13 protein-coding genes are annotated in these 14,933 nt (G+C 72.1%); 7 read left to right on the top strand and 6 right to left on the bottom strand.

What is annotated here, in order from left to right:
- Window positions 1-28 precede the first annotated feature (28 nt).
- Entirely contained in the window at window positions 29-607 is a 579-nt protein-coding gene (locus KF823_08075; protein ID MBX3725859.1) for an HNH endonuclease, read from the top strand.
- Window positions 608-675: 68 nt separating this feature from the next.
- Window positions 676-2,580 carry a 1-deoxy-D-xylulose-5-phosphate synthase gene (gene dxs / locus KF823_08070; GenBank protein ID MBX3725858.1) on the top strand — a complete coding sequence of 635 codons (1,905 nt, stop codon included), beginning with the start codon at window positions 676-678 and terminating at the stop codon, window positions 2,578-2,580.
- A gap of 520 nt (window positions 2,581-3,100) precedes the next feature.
- On the opposite strand, the gene prmC is transcribed toward dxs, so the two are convergent.
- Window positions 3,101-3,970 carry a peptide chain release factor N(5)-glutamine methyltransferase gene (gene prmC, locus KF823_08065; protein MBX3725857.1) on the bottom strand — a complete coding sequence of 290 codons (870 nt, stop codon included), beginning with the start codon at window positions 3,968-3,970 and terminating at the stop codon, window positions 3,101-3,103.
- Window positions 3,971-4,217: 247 nt separating this feature from the next.
- Here prmC and KF823_08060 point away from each other — a divergent pair, with 247 nt between their 5' ends.
- The 4 genes from KF823_08060 to KF823_08045 all read left to right on the top strand — a co-directional run bounded on the left by KF823_08060 (window position 4,218) and on the right by KF823_08045 (window position 9,284).
- Entirely contained in the window at window positions 4,218-6,053 is a 1,836-nt protein-coding gene (locus tag KF823_08060) for a DUF885 domain-containing protein (protein ID MBX3725856.1), read from the top strand.
- A gap of 171 nt (window positions 6,054-6,224) precedes the next feature.
- Window positions 6,225-7,430 carry a hypothetical protein gene (locus KF823_08055; GenBank protein ID MBX3725855.1) on the top strand — a complete coding sequence of 402 codons (1,206 nt, stop codon included), beginning with the start codon at window positions 6,225-6,227 and terminating at the stop codon, window positions 7,428-7,430.
- Window positions 7,431-7,864: 434 nt separating this feature from the next.
- Window positions 7,865-8,887, top strand: coding sequence for an L-threonine 3-dehydrogenase (gene tdh, locus KF823_08050; protein ID MBX3725854.1), 1,023 nt, complete (start codon window positions 7,865-7,867; stop codon window positions 8,885-8,887).
- A 22-nt stretch (window positions 8,888-8,909) separates the two neighbouring features.
- On the top strand, window positions 8,910-9,284 hold the full coding sequence (locus KF823_08045; protein ID MBX3725853.1) for an FHA domain-containing protein: 375 nt from the start codon (window positions 8,910-8,912) through the stop codon (window positions 9,282-9,284).
- Window positions 9,285-9,323: 39 nt separating this feature from the next.
- Here KF823_08045 and KF823_08040 read toward each other — a convergent pair whose 3' ends face one another.
- Window positions 9,324-9,998 carry a hypothetical protein gene (locus KF823_08040; protein ID MBX3725852.1) on the bottom strand — a complete coding sequence of 225 codons (675 nt, stop codon included), beginning with the start codon at window positions 9,996-9,998 and terminating at the stop codon, window positions 9,324-9,326.
- A 185-nt stretch (window positions 9,999-10,183) separates the two neighbouring features.
- Here KF823_08040 and KF823_08035 point away from each other — a divergent pair, with 185 nt between their 5' ends.
- Window positions 10,184-11,560, top strand: a complete 1,377-nt coding sequence (locus KF823_08035) for a hypothetical protein (protein ID MBX3725851.1) — start codon at window positions 10,184-10,186, stop codon at window positions 11,558-11,560.
- Between the two features lie 111 nt (window positions 11,561-11,671).
- On the opposite strand, the gene KF823_08030 is transcribed toward KF823_08035, so the two are convergent.
- The 4 genes from KF823_08030 to KF823_08015 all read right to left on the bottom strand — a co-directional run bounded on the left by KF823_08030 (window position 11,672) and on the right by KF823_08015 (window position 14,860).
- Window positions 11,672-12,568, bottom strand: a complete 897-nt coding sequence (locus tag KF823_08030; protein MBX3725850.1) for a DUF4097 family beta strand repeat protein — start codon at window positions 12,566-12,568, stop codon at window positions 11,672-11,674.
- 39 nt (window positions 12,569-12,607) lie between these two features.
- Entirely contained in the window at window positions 12,608-13,132 is a 525-nt protein-coding gene (locus KF823_08025) for a hypothetical protein (protein MBX3725849.1), read from the bottom strand.
- The gene (locus tag KF823_08020) at window positions 13,129-13,704 is read right to left on the bottom strand and encodes a sigma-70 family RNA polymerase sigma factor (GenBank protein ID MBX3725848.1); all 576 of its coding nucleotides are present in this window, start codon (window positions 13,702-13,704) and stop codon (window positions 13,129-13,131) included. The genes KF823_08025 and KF823_08020 overlap by 4 nt, the downstream gene beginning before the upstream one ends.
- A gap of 280 nt (window positions 13,705-13,984) precedes the next feature.
- Window positions 13,985-14,860 (bottom strand): histone deacetylase, encoded by an 876-nt coding sequence (locus KF823_08015; protein MBX3725847.1) that lies wholly within the window; start codon window positions 14,858-14,860, stop codon window positions 13,985-13,987.
- Window positions 14,861-14,933: the final 73 nt, after the last annotated feature.

Here is a 14,933-nt window from a genome sequence, read left to right as displayed (position 1 = left end):
CCGGGCATCGCCGGATCGGAGTGCCGGGATGCCGGTTTACGACCTCAACGCGACACGGGTGCTCTCGCTCGATGCCAGCGGGCGGATACTCGACTGGATCAGCTGGCAGGACGCTGTCTGCCTGTACGTCCGCGATGCCGTGGCCTGGACCGTCGGCGATCCCTGCCTGGTGGTCCGGGGCGGCCACAGCCGGCGCACCGGCCAGCGCAGCCTCATCGAAATGCACGCCATCGTCGCCGGGCGCGGACAGGCCCGTTCCGGCGGCGGCAAGCTCGCGCCGGCCCTCACCAACGCCGCGCTGTTCGCCCGCGACCGCCACCTGTGCCTGTACTGCGGCGGCCACTTCCAGCGCGTCGGCCTGACCCGCGACCACGTGGTGCCGCTGTCCCGGGGCGGCCGCGATCTGTGGGAGAACGTGGTCAGCGCCTGCGTGCCCTGCAACGCCCGGAAGGGCTCACGAACGCCCGGCCAGGCCAGCATGCCCCTGCTGGCCGTGCCCTACCGGCCAAGCTGGGTCGAGCACCTGATCCTGTCGAACCGCAACATCCTGGCCGACCAGATGGAGTTCCTGGTCTCCCACCTGCCGCGCGACCGGCGCTGCGCCTGAGCCGCGGCCGACCGCCCGGCCCGGGTCCGCTTGCCGCGGCCAGTGGGCTGCCCGACAATGGCCGGCTCATGATCGACCCCTCCCGCTATCCCCTGCTGTCGCGGATCGACGGTCCCGCCGACCTGCGGCGGCTGCCCGAAACCGACCTGGTCGCCCTGGCCGGGGAGCTCCGCGCATACCTGATCGAGTCGGTGTCGCAGTCGGGCGGGCACTTCGGCGCCGGGCTCGGCGTGGTCGAGCTGACCGTCGCCCTGCACTACCTGTACAGCACCCCCGAGGATCGGCTGGTCTGGGACGTCGGCCACCAGTGCTACCCGCACAAGATCCTGACCGGCCGCCGCGACCGGATCGGCACCATCAAGCGCAAGGATGGCCTGGCGCCCTTCCCGCACCGCGAGGAGAGCGAGTACGACACCCTCGGCGTCGGCCACTCCTCGACCTCGATCTCGGCCGCCCTGGGCATGGCGATCGCCAGCGCCCGCAAGGGCGAGCAGCGGCGCACGGTGGCGGTGATCGGCGACGGCGCGATGACCGCCGGCATGGCCTTCGAGGCGCTCAACCACGGTGGCGACCTGGAGCCGGAACCGGACGTCCTGGTGATCCTCAACGACAACCAGATGTCGATCTCCGAGAACGTCGGCGCGCTGACCAAGATCCTGGCGCGGCTGATGAGCAACCGCACCCTGGTGCAGATGCGCGAGCGCACCAAGCGCTCGCTGCGCCGCGGCTCCTGGTTGTGGCGCTTCCTGCGGCGCTGGGAAGAGCACTGGAAGGGCATGTTCGTGCCCTCGACGCTGTTCGAGGAGTTCGGCTTCCACTACACCGGCCCGGTCGACGGTCACGACCTGCCCGGACTGTTGAACACGCTGCGCACGGTCAAGGAGCTGCGCGGTCCGCAGCTGGTCCACGTGATCACCCGCAAGGGCAAGGGCTACGACCAGGCCGAGGCCGACCAGATCGAGTACCACGCGGTGTCGCCGTTCGATCCGCGCCGCGGCATCGTCAAGAAGCCCGGCCCGTCGCGACCGACCTACACCCAGGTGTTCGGGGACTGGCTGTGCGACATGGCCGCCGCCGACCCCCGCCTGCTCGCCATCACCCCGGCGATGCGGGAGGGCTCCGGCCTGGTGCGCTTCTCCCAGGAACATGCCGACCGCTACTTCGACGTCGGCATCGCCGAGCAGCACAGCGTGACGCTGGCCGCAGGCATGGCGATCGAAGGCATGAAGCCGGTGGTGGCGATCTACTCGACCTTCCTGCAGCGCGCCTACGACCAGCTGATCCACGATGTCGCCCTGCAGCGCCTGGACGTGCTGTTCGCGATCGACCGCGCCGGCGTGGTCGGCCCCGATGGCGCGACCCACGCCGGCAGCTTCGACCTGAGCTACCTGCGCTGCATCCCCGAGATGGTGGTGATGGCGCCGGCCGACGAGGCCGAGTGCCGGCGCATGCTGAGCACCGGCTTCCTGCACGACGGACCGGCGGCGGTGCGCTATCCGCGCGGCACCGGGCCGGGCGTCGCCCTCGACGCCGGCCTGGAGCCGATCCCGATCGGCAAGGCCGAACTTCGCCGGCACGGCAACGGCATCGCCCTGTTCGCTTTCGGCGCGCTGCTCGATGCCGCCCTGGTGGTCGGCGCCGAGCTGGACGCCACCGTCGTCAACATGCGTTTCGTCAAGCCGCTGGACGAGGCCCTGGTGCTGGAACTGGCGCGCAGCCATTCCGCCCTGGTCACGCTCGAGGACAACGCCGTCGCCGGCGGCGCTGGGGCATCGGTACTCGAGCTGCTGGCACGCGAAGGCCTCGCCACGCCGGTGCTCGTGCTGGGCCTGCCCGATGCTTTCCTTGAGCACGCGGCACGCGAGGAACTGCTGTCCGAGTGCGGTCTTGATGCCGCCGGCATCAAGGCCGCCGTGCTCAAGCGCTGGCCGCAGCTGCCGTCCCTCGCAGTCGGCCGCGCGGCGACCGGCTGAGCGGTTCGGGGCCCCAGGCTCTGGGCTCGGGAGTCGAATAGCGGAGCGCGATCCGCTCCCCCTGCCTCCGGGACAGGGGCCGGCAGAACGGGCCGGCGCTTGCCATGTCGTGCGACGTTGCCTGTGCAGCGGCGCACCCTGTCCTGGGCGGCCCACTTTCCGGACCCCTTCCCATCAGGCGCGACCTGATTGGCGTCGTGTCTCAGCCCTGGATCGGGGACCAACGGCCAGGACCCGGTGTCCGGTGAGCGCAGCGCGCTGTGCTCCCCTCTACCCCGCCCTCCCCCGCAGGCGGGGGAGGGGCGAAGTGCGGTGTCGTCGCACTGGCGAAAAGCCGCCTGGCAACGGGCTGAGACACGACGCAAATCAGGCAGGCGCGAGAGGGGAGAAATGCGGTGCCGTCGTAGCAGCGGCACGAACCCGGGCGGGGATGGTGCGGGGGCGCCGCAGCATGGCCTGCAGGCGACGACCCTCTGGTTTTCCCGGAAAGCGGCCGGGCCGGTGCGCCTGCGACCGACGCTCAATGTCCCCAGGACGCCGGGCGGCGGCCGTGTGTGACCCGCTCGCGGCCTTCCAGGTCGTGGCCGGTGGCCACCTCGCACAGGCCGGCGCCCAGCATGAGCGCGCGGACCGCCGCACCCTGCTCCATACCGTGCTCGAGCAGCAGCCAGCCGTCCGGCTCCAGGTGCCTTGGCGCCGCGGCGACGATGTCGCGGATCGCATCGAGGCCGTCGCGGCCGGCGATCAGCGCCCGCACCGGCTCGTGGCGGAGATCCCCCTCCCGGAGGTGGCGGTCGCCGGCGGCCAGGTAGGGCGGGTTGCTCACCACCAGGTCGAATGGCCGCTCGTGCCTGAGTGCCGCGAACCAGTCGCTGCGCAGGAAGCGGATGCGATCCTCCATGCCCAGGCGGCGGGCATTGTCCTCGGCCACCGTCAGCGCTTCGGGACTGTAGTCGGTGGCCAGCACCGCGCAGCGGGGGCGCTCGCGGGCCAGGGCCAGGGCGATCGCCCCCGAACCGGTGCCCAGGTCGAGCACCCGGCCGGCGCGATCGACCGGCAGCCGCTCCAGCGCCATCTCGACCAGGCGCTCGGTGTCGGCCCGCGGGATCAGGACATCCGGCGTCACCCGCAGGGGCAGCGACCAGAACTCGCGACTGCCGGTCAGGTAGGCGACCGGCATCCCCACCCGGCGCCGCGCAAGGCAGTCGCGGAAGCGCGAGCGCAACCCGCGGTCGACAGCGTCGCCGCCGTGCGCGCGCAACCAGGCGCGGCTGTGGCCCAGCACGTGGGCGAGCAGAATGTCGACCTCGGCGGCACCGTCCGGACCGCGCAGCACCAGCAGGCCCTCACGGCGGAGGTCGTCGACGCTGCTGGTGGCGGGTTCGGTCATGACAGCCTCCGTCGGCGCGGGAACCGCCCGTCGGCAACGGTCGGCATCCGGCCGGGCCGATCGGGTCGGCCCTAGTTTGCTTGCAGACAGGCCGCGCTGTCACGGCGGCCGCCGCGACCTGCGGCGCGACGCCCCGATCGTCGCCAGGCCGGCGCCGGACTGCGGCGGGGCGAGCAGGGCACGGCGCCGGATCGCCGTGGAAGGCATCAAGATCGACGGTTCTCCCGCCTTCTCCCCGGAGCACGCCATGCCCCTTCGTTCCCTGCTGCCGCTCGCCTGCCTCGTCCTGGCGATCGCCACGGGCTGCGCCCGCCCCGCCGGCGACGCCGCCAGCCCCGGCGCGACCACCGGTGCGAACGGTACGACGACCGCCGCGTCGGCAACCAGCCCGGCCGAACTCGGCGCCCTTTTCGAACAGTACTTCGAGGAGTCGCTGGAACTGAACCCGCTGATGGCGACCCAGCTTGGCGACCGTCGCTACAACGACCGCCTGCCCAACGTGCTCGGCGCCGAGCACCGACAGGCCCAGAAGGCGTTCGCCGAGCGCTGGCTTGAGCGCATGCGCGCGATCGACGCCGACGCCCTGGCCAGCCAGGACCGGCTCAGCCTGGACATGTTCGTCCGCGCCCGCGAGCGCGACATCGAGTCGCACCGCTTCCCCTCCCACCTGCAGCCGGTCAACCAGTTCTACAACCTGGCCTCGATGTTCGCGATGCTGGGCTCGGGCACCAACGCGCAGCCGTTCCAGAGCGTCGAGGACTACGACAACTGGCTGGCCCGGCTGCAGCGCTTTCCGGTGCTGATCGACCAGGCGATCGCCAACATGCGCGAAGGCATGGCCAGCGGCGTCGTGCAGCCGCGCGTGCTGATGGAAAAGGCGGTGCCGCAGATCCGCGCCCACGTCGTCGACGCCGTCGAGGACAGCGTGTTCTGGCGGCCGGTCGCCAACATGCCCGCCACCATCGAAGGCGCCGAGCGCGAGCGGCTGACCGCGGCGATGCGCGAGACCCTGGCCGGCGCGGTGATCCCCACCTATGCGCGCCTGGCCGCCTTCATCGAGGACGAGTACATGCCCGCGGCCCGCGACACCGTCGGCATGTGGGACCTGCCGGACGGTCGCGCGTGGTACGCCTTCCAGGTGCGCAACATCACCACCACCGACCTGAGCCCCGAGCAGATCCACCAGATCGGCCTGGACGAGGTCGCGCGGATCCTCGAGCGCATGGACGAGGTCCGCGAGCGGGTCGGTTTCACGGGCAGCCGCGAGGAGTTCTTCGCGTTCACCGGCAGCGATGCGCGCTTCTTCTTCGACACCGAGGCGGAGCTGCTGGCCGGCTACGAGGCGATGCGCGAGGTGATCGGACCGCGCCTGGACCGGCTGTTCGACACCAAGCCCAAGGCCGACTTCGAGATCCGGGCCGTGGAGCCGTTCCGGGCCGCCTCGGCCTCCGCCGCCTCCTACCAGCGGCCCAGCGAGGACGGCACCCGGCCGGGCGTGTTCTACGTCAACACCGCCAACCTGCATGCCCGGCCGAGCTGGGCGATGATGGCCCTGTACCTGCACGAGGCCGAGCCAGGTCACCATTACCAGCTCGCCCTGCAGCAGGAGCTGCCCGAGCTGCCGCGGTTCCGCCGGTTCGGCGGCTACACCGCCTACAGCGAGGGCTGGGGTCTGTACGCCGAGTCGCTGGGCGAGGAGCTGGACGCCTACGAGGACCCATACGCCTGGTACGGACGCCTAGCCGCCGAGCTGTGGCGCTCGATCCGCCTGGTCGCCGACACCGGCCTGCACCACCTGGGCTGGACCCGCGAGCAGACGCTGGCGTACATGCGGGCGCATTCTCCCGAGCCGGAGGAGCGCATGGTCGCCGAGGCCGAGCGCTTCATGGCGATCCCCGGCCAGGCGCTGGCCTACAAGATCGGCGAACTGAAGATCCGCGAGCTGCGCACGCGCGCCGAACAGGCCCTGGGCGAGCGCTTCGACGTGCGTGCCTTCCACACCCAGGTGCTGGAGGACGGCGCCCTGCCGCTGGACACGCTGGAAGCCAAGATCGACCGCTGGATTGCCGCCCAGGGCGGCTGAGCACACGAACCGGGCGCGCCGTGCGCCGACCACCGGTGCACGGCGCTTCGGCCGGCGCCGACGCGCCCGGCCCCGGAACGCCTTGCCGGCTGCCGGCAGCCGTGGCGCTTTGCTGACACACGCGGGCGCCTTCCTGCGCCAGGCAGACGACTCCTGCCTGGAACGACGTCCATGCGTCCCGCGATCGCCCTCCTGCTCACCTGCCTGTCGGCTGTGCCGGCCCACGGCCAGGTGCCCGACACCGAGCGCCAGGTCCTGCTCGCGCTCTACAACGCCAGCAACGGCCCGGGCTGGAGCAACGCCAGCGGCTGGAACGGCCCGCCCGGCGGCGAATGCACCTGGTTCGGGGTCGCCTGCAATGGCGGCCGGGTGGTGGTGATCAACCTGCAGGCGAACGGCCTGGCCGGGACCGTGCCGGCGATCGCCGCGCTCACCGAACTGGTCCAGTTCAACGTCCGCAAAAACCAGCTGACCGGAACGTTGCCGGCGCTGACGGGCATGTCGCGACTGGCCTTCTTCACGGCCGGCGGCAACCAGTTCAGCGGGGCCTTGCCGGCGCTGACCGGACTGGCCGCGCTGAACACCTTCGAGGTCAGCAACAACCAGCTGTCCGGCACCCTGCCCGCCCTCGCCGGCCTGGGCGCCCTGGCCCAGTTCGCGGTCGACGGCAACCAGTTCAGCGGACCCCTGCCGGCGCTGACCGGCCTCAATGCCCTGATCCGCTTCGACGCCACAGGCAACCAGCTCAGCGGCCCGCTGCCCTCGCTGGCGGGCCCACCCAACCTGGCCCTCCTGCTGGTCTCGGGCAACCAGCTCAGCGGCAACCTGCCGGCCGATCTCGCCCAGGCACCCCGGCTGCAGAACCTCGCCGTGGCCGGCAACGCCCTGACCGGCGCCATTCCGGCGCTGGCCGGATCGCGTCTGGAGATCCTGACCCTGGACAACAACCAGTTCACCGGACCGCTCCCGGCCCTCGCCGGCGCCACGCTGCTGCGCAGCTTCTCGGCGGTCGGCAACCAGCTGAGCGGGCCGCTGCCGGCGCTGTCCGCGGCGCCGCAACTCACCCAGTACCGCGTATCCGGCAACCTCCTGACCGGCACCGTGCCGGACCTTTCGGCCTCGACCCAGCTTCGGGTGCTACGCATCGACGGCAACGCACTGACCGGCGCGATGCCAGAGCCACCAACCGGCCACATGCTGACCCCGGGCGTGTCGAGGCTGTGTCCGAACACCCTGGCGCCCTCGCCCAGCCCGGCCTGGGACGTCGCCACCGGCCAGAGCCCCTGGCATGCCCAATGCGTGCCGCCCGACATCATCTTCGCCCACGACTTCGAGCTGCCGGCGGGCGGCCCGTTGCTGGCCACCGGGTTCGATTGACCAGGGTGGTGTCCTCGCTGGGCTCGGGACTGGGGACTGGGGACTGGGGACTGGGGACTGGGGACTGGGGACCGGGGACCGGGGACCGGGGGCTGGGGGCTGCGGATCGGTGAGCAGTAAGCGGAGTGCGGAGCGCGAAGCGCGACCAGCTTTCCTTATCCCTCCAGGCGACCTGATCAGCGTCGTGTCTCAGCGACGGCCGCAGCCAGGCCCGCCCGTTCCCGGCAAGCGCTTACCGCCGATACGACGGCACCGCACTTCTCCCCTCCCCCGCCTGCGGGGGAGGGGCGGGGGAGAGGGTCGGGGCTGGCCATGATCCGCATCGTTGCCGGCCCGTCGGCGCGCGCTGTCCAAGGCGGCGCCGGCGGCGAGGTCCGGGCCTGGCCGTATAATTGCGCCCCCGCAGCGAACCCGGTGCCGCCATGTCCGAGATGATGAACGCCCTGGTCAAGCGCGAGGCCGCGCCGGGAATCTGGATGGAGCGCGTGCCGGTGCCGGCGATCGGCCCCAACGATGTCCTGGTCAAGGTCGTCAAGACCGCGATCTGCGGCACCGACCTGCACATCTGGAAGTGGGACGAGTGGTCGCAGCGCACCATCAAGCCGGGCCTGGTGATCGGCCACGAGTTCGTCGGCCGGATCGTCGAGGTCGGCTCGGCGGTGCGCGGTTACGAGGTCGGCCAGCGCGTCTCCGCCGAGGGCCACATCGTCTGCGGCCACTGCCGCAACTGCCGCGCCGGCCGCCAGCACCTGTGCCCGAACACGGTCGGCATCGGCGTCAACCGCGCCGGCGCCTTCGCCGAGTACATCGCGGTGCCGGCCAGCAACCTGTGGCCGATCCCCGACCAGATCCCCTCCGAGCTGGCCGCGTTCTTCGATCCCTACGGCAACGCCGCGCACTGCGCGCTGGAGTTCGACCTGGTCGGCGAGGACGTGCTGATCACCGGCGCCGGTCCGATCGGCATCATCGCCGCCGGCATCGCCAAGCACGTCGGCGCCCGCAACGTGGTGGTCACCGACGTCAACGACTACCGGCTCAAGCTGGCCGCCGACATGGGCGCGACCCGGGTCGTCAACGTCTCCAAGCAGTCGCTGCGCGAGGTGATGGCCGACCTGCATATGGAGGGCTTCGACGTCGGCATGGAGATGAGCGGCAACCCGCACGCCTTCAACGACATGCTCGACTGCATGTACCACGGCGGCAAGGTCGCCCTGCTCGGCATCCTGCCCAAGGGCTCCGGCATCGACTGGGACAAGGTGATCTTCAAGGGCCTGGTCCTGCACGGCATCTACGGCCGGCGCATGTACGAGACCTGGTACAAGATGACCCAGATGGTGCTGACCGGCTTCCCGCTCGGCAAGGTGCTCACCCACCAGATCCAGATCGAGGACTTCGAGCGCGGCTTCGAGCTGATGGCCGCCGGGCAGTGCGGCAAGGTGGTCTGCTCATGGAACTGAGTCGGCGGGACGGAGAGCGGCGATGAAGGCGATCCTGGCCACCTACGAGGCCGACCGGCCGGACCTGGTGTTCGCGCTGCCGCAGGGCCGCATCGACATCGGCCGCGACCCGGGCTGCCAGTTCCAGTTGCCCGACCCGGAGGTTTCGCGCCGGCACGCGGAGGTCGAGGCGATGCCCGGCGGCTGGTGCGTGCGCGACCTCGGCAGCAGCAACGGTACCCGCGTGAACGGCCTGGCGGTGCAATCCCGGCGTCTGGAACACGGCGACCGGATCGGCATCGGCCCCTTCGAGATCTGGTTCCTGCTCGACGTCGACGCCGAGGATTTCCAGCCCTCGCTGCGCATCGACCTGTCCTCGGAGGCGATCAAGCCGACGCGGACGCCGTCGCCCGACTGAGTCCCTGACCGCCGGGGCCAGCCGGACGGCGGCCTCGGCTCAGGGCGACAGCACGAAGGCGCTGGACCGCAAGCGCCAGGCGAGCAGGGCGAACATCGCGGTCAGCCACAGGCCGAGCTGCCATTCCAGGACGTTCTCGATGCGGTCCCGGGCCGCCTCGCCGACCACCGTGGCCGACGCCACGGTGCTGGCGATGCCCAGTGCCAGCATCGCCAGGGCGACGACCAGCAGCGGCCGGTACAGGCGGTCCGCGGCCGGCCGGTGCAGGTGTCGGAGCACCAGGAGCAGGGCCAGGTAGGTGGCCGCGAAGTAGACGGTGACGCCGTAGCGGCGCAGCAGCTGGTAGATCGCGCCCTCGGTGCCCAGGAAGGTCGCGTACAGGACCAGGAACGCCCCGGCGACCAGTCCGAGCGCCGACAGCGCGGCGCCCGGGTCGCGACCCAGGCCGCGCAGCCAGTGCCGCAACAGCCACCAAAGCAGCACCTGCAGCATCGCCGCCGGCAGCACCATGGCCCGGAACACGGCGTTGCCCAGACCATGCCGGGCCGCACGGCTGATCGAGGTGCAACCGTCCCAGAACGGATTGCAGGCCTCGATATGGCCGCCCTGCACCGACAGCGCGAAGGCGATCCAGGTGGCGACCAGGGGCAGCAGCGCGCACAGCAGCGGCAACGGCCACAGGGGCAGGCGGACGGGGGTCGGCAAGGGATGCATGGGCGCAAGTCTACGCAAGGTCGGATCGCGGCTTCCCGGAACCGACCCCGCCGGCCCTCGCCCGGCCGGGCCCGGCCCCTGGCGGCCGTGGTGGCGCCGATCAACCGGCGCCGCCGAAGCCGGCCACGGTAGGCGCCGGTTCAGCCGCTTGCGGCATCATCCGCGGTCCTGTCCTGGATTCGTCCATGTCCGCCCTCGCCCGCGCCCCGACCCTGCTGCTGTCGCTGCTGGCCGCCGTCGCCACGCCGGTGCAGGCGCGCCTGTCCACGGAATCCGAACCGGTGCTGTCGGCGATCGATCTCGCGCAGCCGGCCCTGCTGTCCGGACCGGGATGGCAGTTGCAGCCGCAGGTCCCGGTGCTGGGCTTCATGGCCCGCTTCACCCTGGAGACCCCGCACGGCGCGATCGTCGCCGACAGCGTCGAGCTGCTCGAGGTGCGCGCCGCGGAGATGGCCGCCATCGACGTGCTCGACCAGGTCAGTGCCGGCGAGGCCTTCGCGCTGGCTGGATGGGAGTCGCTGGAGGATTCCGGCGAGGCGCTGCTGGCCGTGGTCGGGCGGCCGGTGCAGACCCTGGTCGACCTGCCGGCCGGCGTGCTGCGCTATTTCCAGCGCCAGGCCGACCGCTGGGGCGACCGCTACGACCGTCACCGCGACCGCATCGGCCAGCGCGCCGGCAACGAGGGCGATCCCTACGACATGGTCGGCCCGATGAATGCCGGTCGCGAGGAGCGCGCCGAACCGCGCGGCAAGCGCCGCTGGTGGCAGCGCGCCGGGCGCGAGGGCACCCGCCTGGTCAAGGATTACGCCAAGTACGGCGCGGCACGGCGGACGCTGGCCCGGGAACTCGGTATCGACCCCTACGCCGCGACCAGCAACCCGGCCCTGAACGCCCGCCTGGACCGGCTTGCCTGGGCCGCCGCTGCCGGGTCGTTCGGCGCCGGCCAGCTGCTCGGCGGATTGCCGGCCGCCGGTCGCGAGGTGTTGTCGCAGGCCGGGCGGCTCAACGAGGTGGTCTGGGAGCTGCCGCCCGAAGACCTGCGCGCGCGCAACCGCGAGCTGCTGTCGCGCTGGTGCGGCGACGAGTTCCAGCTGCGCCGCCTTTCCCGGCACCGGCCGTTCCTGGCCAGCGTGCAGACCCGGCTGGCCGACGCCATCGACCGCCTGCAGCCGGCCTCCGGCTGCGAGCACGTGCTCGACCTGGCGCTGTCGGCCGAGCACGAGGTCGAGGCCCGCTTCCTGGCCAACGCGCTGCATATGGCCGCCGAGTTCCTGGGGCCGGCCGCGACCGGGGCCAGGCTGGACACGGTCACGGCCGCTTTGGTGCTGGACCTGGCCGACGGCGTCAAGGTGGTCCCGCTGCCGGTCGACCATCTGTCCTGGACCACCGAGGCTCGCGACTTCTTCCGGCAGCCGCGGCTGTCGGAGGGAGCGCGAACCGTGCTGGTCGCCGGGGATGTGTCGGACCGCGCCCTGCGCGAGCTGACCACGCTGGGCTGGGAGATCGTCGTGCGCACGCCGTTCGTCGGCGCGCCGGCCTATCCGGCGCGCTGCTGCGCCTGAGCGCGCAGCGGGCCTCGGCCCCTGCTCTGGTGGCGATCGGCTGGGCGCCTTCCGCGCGCCAGGCCGCGCCCCCGACGCGAGCCTTCGCCGCCCCCGCGCCGGGCGTGCGCCTCACTGGTCGCGCAGGATGGTCACGCTGCCGCTGAAGGACTCCAGGCGGACCTCGGCACGCCCGGTGCCTTCACGGACGTCCAGTCGCCGCCCACCGCCGACGCCGCCGCGCTCCGGGGTGCCGAAGTCGCTGGCGACCGGCCCGGAAAAGGTGCTGGCCTGGATCCTCGCATCCACCGGAACGGGCAGGCGCAACTCGATGGCGCCGCTGACCGACTGCATGGCGACCGTGGCCGCCCCGGTCAGCGGCACCCGGGCGCGGATGCGCCCGGAGACGGTCTCGGCGCGCACACGGCTGACGGCACCGGCGGACAGACTGATCGCGCCCGACACCGAATCGACGCGCAACTCGCCACCTACGCCGTCCAGGGCGATCGCACCGCTGACCGTGCCCACCGTCCATTGCGGCGCGTCGCCCCGGCCGTCGATGGCGCCGCTGACGGTCTTCAGGGTGGCCCGGCCGGGGGCGCCGGCGAAGATGATCCTGCCGCTCACCGATTCGAGCTCGAGGCGCTCACCGGATACGCCATCGACGCTGATGTCGGCGCTCACCGTGCTGACCTCCAGCCGGGTCCGTGCCGGCACCTCCAGGCGCAGGCGGGACGGCGCCATGCGCTGCCGCCAGCCCCCGCCCTCCTCGGGCTCGACACGCACGCTCATGCGTTCGGGGCCACCCTCGATGCGCAGCGGCTTGCTGCCCTCGCCGAGATCGCCGGTGACGACCAGCTGATCGTCGGCACCGACCACCACCTCGACCCGGCCGGCGACGTTCTCGACGCGCAGTTGCACGGTCGCACTGGCCGGGCGGCGCTCGTCGATCGGGGTGTCGGCGGCCAGCGGCAGGGGCAGGGTCGCGAGCAGCACGAGGCTGGCAGCGGCAATCGAAAGGATGTTCATGGTCGGGTCGTGTTCCAGGGTCGGGGTCGGGATTGCGGATCAGACGTGGTGGAACTGCCGTGCAAGCGCGGCACGTTGCTGCAGTGTCTGATGCAGGAGACGGCGCAGGAGTTGGGAATCGGGTTCGCTGCGCAACGCCGCCGCCAGCGCTGCCGTGACCGTGTCCAGTTCGCGGACCGCAGCGCGACGGGTGGCGTCGCCGCCCTCCCACAGGGCGACACCCACGGATCCCGCCTCGGTCTCGGCAGCCAGCACGTCGGCATAGGCCTCGATCAGGGCCTGTGCGGGATCGTTGGCAAGAAAGGCCTGGGGGTCCGGCGTTGGCGTGAACGGGTGGGTCTGGAGCAGGACCCGGACCAGCAGCGCGGCTGCCAGGCCGGCGGCCAGCGCCAGTTTCCAGACGCCCCGGCGCCTGGTCGCCGCCGGCGACGCCGGCAGGTCGCGTGGCGGCAGGCGCCCGGCGATGTCCGGCCAGAGGTCCCGTCCAGGTTCGCGCCGCCTCGGCAGGGATTCGAGCGCCCTTTGCAGAAGGGGGTCGCGTGGTTCGTTCGAGGTGGTACTCACGAGGGATCCTCCAACTGGGCCCGCAACAGGCCGCGGGCGCGATGCAACTGGGCCTTGGAGGTGCCGACGGCGGTACCCATGGCCTCGGCGATCTCCTGGTGCTGCCAGCCTTCGATGTCGTGCAGGACCAGGACCGCGCGGGCACGCTCCGGGAGCGCCCCGATCGCCCGCTCGAGGTCGTGGCGAAGATCGGGCCGATCCGCCCCGCCGCCGTGCAAGCTCGCGTCGTCGGCGTCGGCATCGATCCACCCCTCCGGCCGGGCCGCCAGCGACCGCAGCTGCATCAGGGCAGTGTTCACCGCCAGCCGGTGCAGCCAGGTGCCGAAGCGGCTCTCGAAACGGAAGCCGGGCAGCTGCTGCCAGGCGCGCACGAAGGCCTCCTGCAACCAGTCCTCGGCACGCGCCTCGACGCCGCCCGCCAGACGCCACAGCACGGCGTTCAGGCGGCTGGCATGGCGCCGGTACAGGCGCTCGAAGGCGCCGGCGTCGCCCGCCGCCGCCGCCCGCACGTCGCTGCTGTCCTCATCGAGGAACGCCGCCATCGCCAAATCGGGGGCCCCGCTGCCGTCCATGTCCGGTTCGATGCTAGCAGTGGCCGGAAGGTTTGCACTGCGCGACGCGCCTGCTGGGGAGCAGACCAGGCCCCGGGTGCGGTGCTTCCAGGGTCGCTGCCCTCCTGCGAAGCCGCCGCCGCACCTCACTTGCCCACAGATCAGCGCTTGCGGAGAGGGGGAGCAGATTGTGCTCCGCGCCGCGGTGCCCGGGTCAGGAACGGGCCACGGCACCGCACTTCTCCCCTCCCCCGCCTCCGGGGGAGGGCGGGGAAGAGGGCCGCCCCGGCCAGCGCGCGCTTCAGGCCCTGCGCGCCGCCGGCACCGTCTGCCATGCCCGCGCGGCGGCCGCGGCCTCGATCACGGTTGCCTCGTGGATGTCGACGATGTCCTCGACCTCCTCGGCATAGCCGCCGGCCATCGCCACCGCCAGCGGCATTCCCGCCTCCCGGCAACGGCGCAGGACCAGGCGGTCGCGCTCGCGCAGGCCTGGCTTGCTGAGCGCCAGATGGCCCAGGCGGTCGCCGGCGAACGGATCGGCGCCCGCCAGATAGATCGCGGCATCGGCCCTGGATTGCGCGATCGCCCGGGGCAAGGCCTCGGCCAGCAGGTCCAGGTAGGCGGCGTCGTCCATGCCGTCGGGCAGGGCCAGGTCCAGGTCGCCGGGCGGCTTCACGGCCGGGTAGTTGCGTGCCCCGTGCATCGAGAACGTGTAGACGCTTGCGTCGTCGCGAAAGATCGCCGCGGTTCCGTCGCCATGGTGGACGTCGAGGTCGATGACCAGCAGCCGCCGCGCCAGCCCGTGCGACTGCACGTGGCGGGCCGCGACCGCGGCATCGTTGAACACGCAGTAGCCGCCGCCACGGTCGATGCCGGCATGGTGGGTGCCGCCGGCCAGATTGACGCCCACGCCGTCGCCCGCCAGTGCCGCGCGCAGGGCGGCGATGGTGCCGCCAACCGAGCGCCGGGCACGCTCGGCCATGGCCGGCGACCAGGGAAAGCCGATCCGGCGAAGCTCGCCCGGCGCCAGCGATCCCTCCAGGACCCGCTGCACGTAGCCTTGGTCATGGACCCGGCGAAGGTCGTCGACGGCGGCAGGCGCGGGCTCGACCAGTTCGATGCCCAGGGCGGCCGCGCGGTCGGCGATGCGTGCGTGCAGGCGCGCGTACTTGGTCATCGGGAAAGGATGCCCGTCCGGCAGCGGCAGCACGAAGTGATGGCAGTAGCACGCGATCACGCGCGCGCCCCGG

The sequence above is a fragment of the Lysobacterales bacterium genome (assembly GCA_019634735.1).
Lineage (GTDB): Bacteria > Pseudomonadota > Gammaproteobacteria > Xanthomonadales > UBA2363 > Pseudofulvimonas.
Note: the sequence above shows the minus strand (reverse complement) of the source record. Positions and strands in the feature narration are given on the sequence as shown.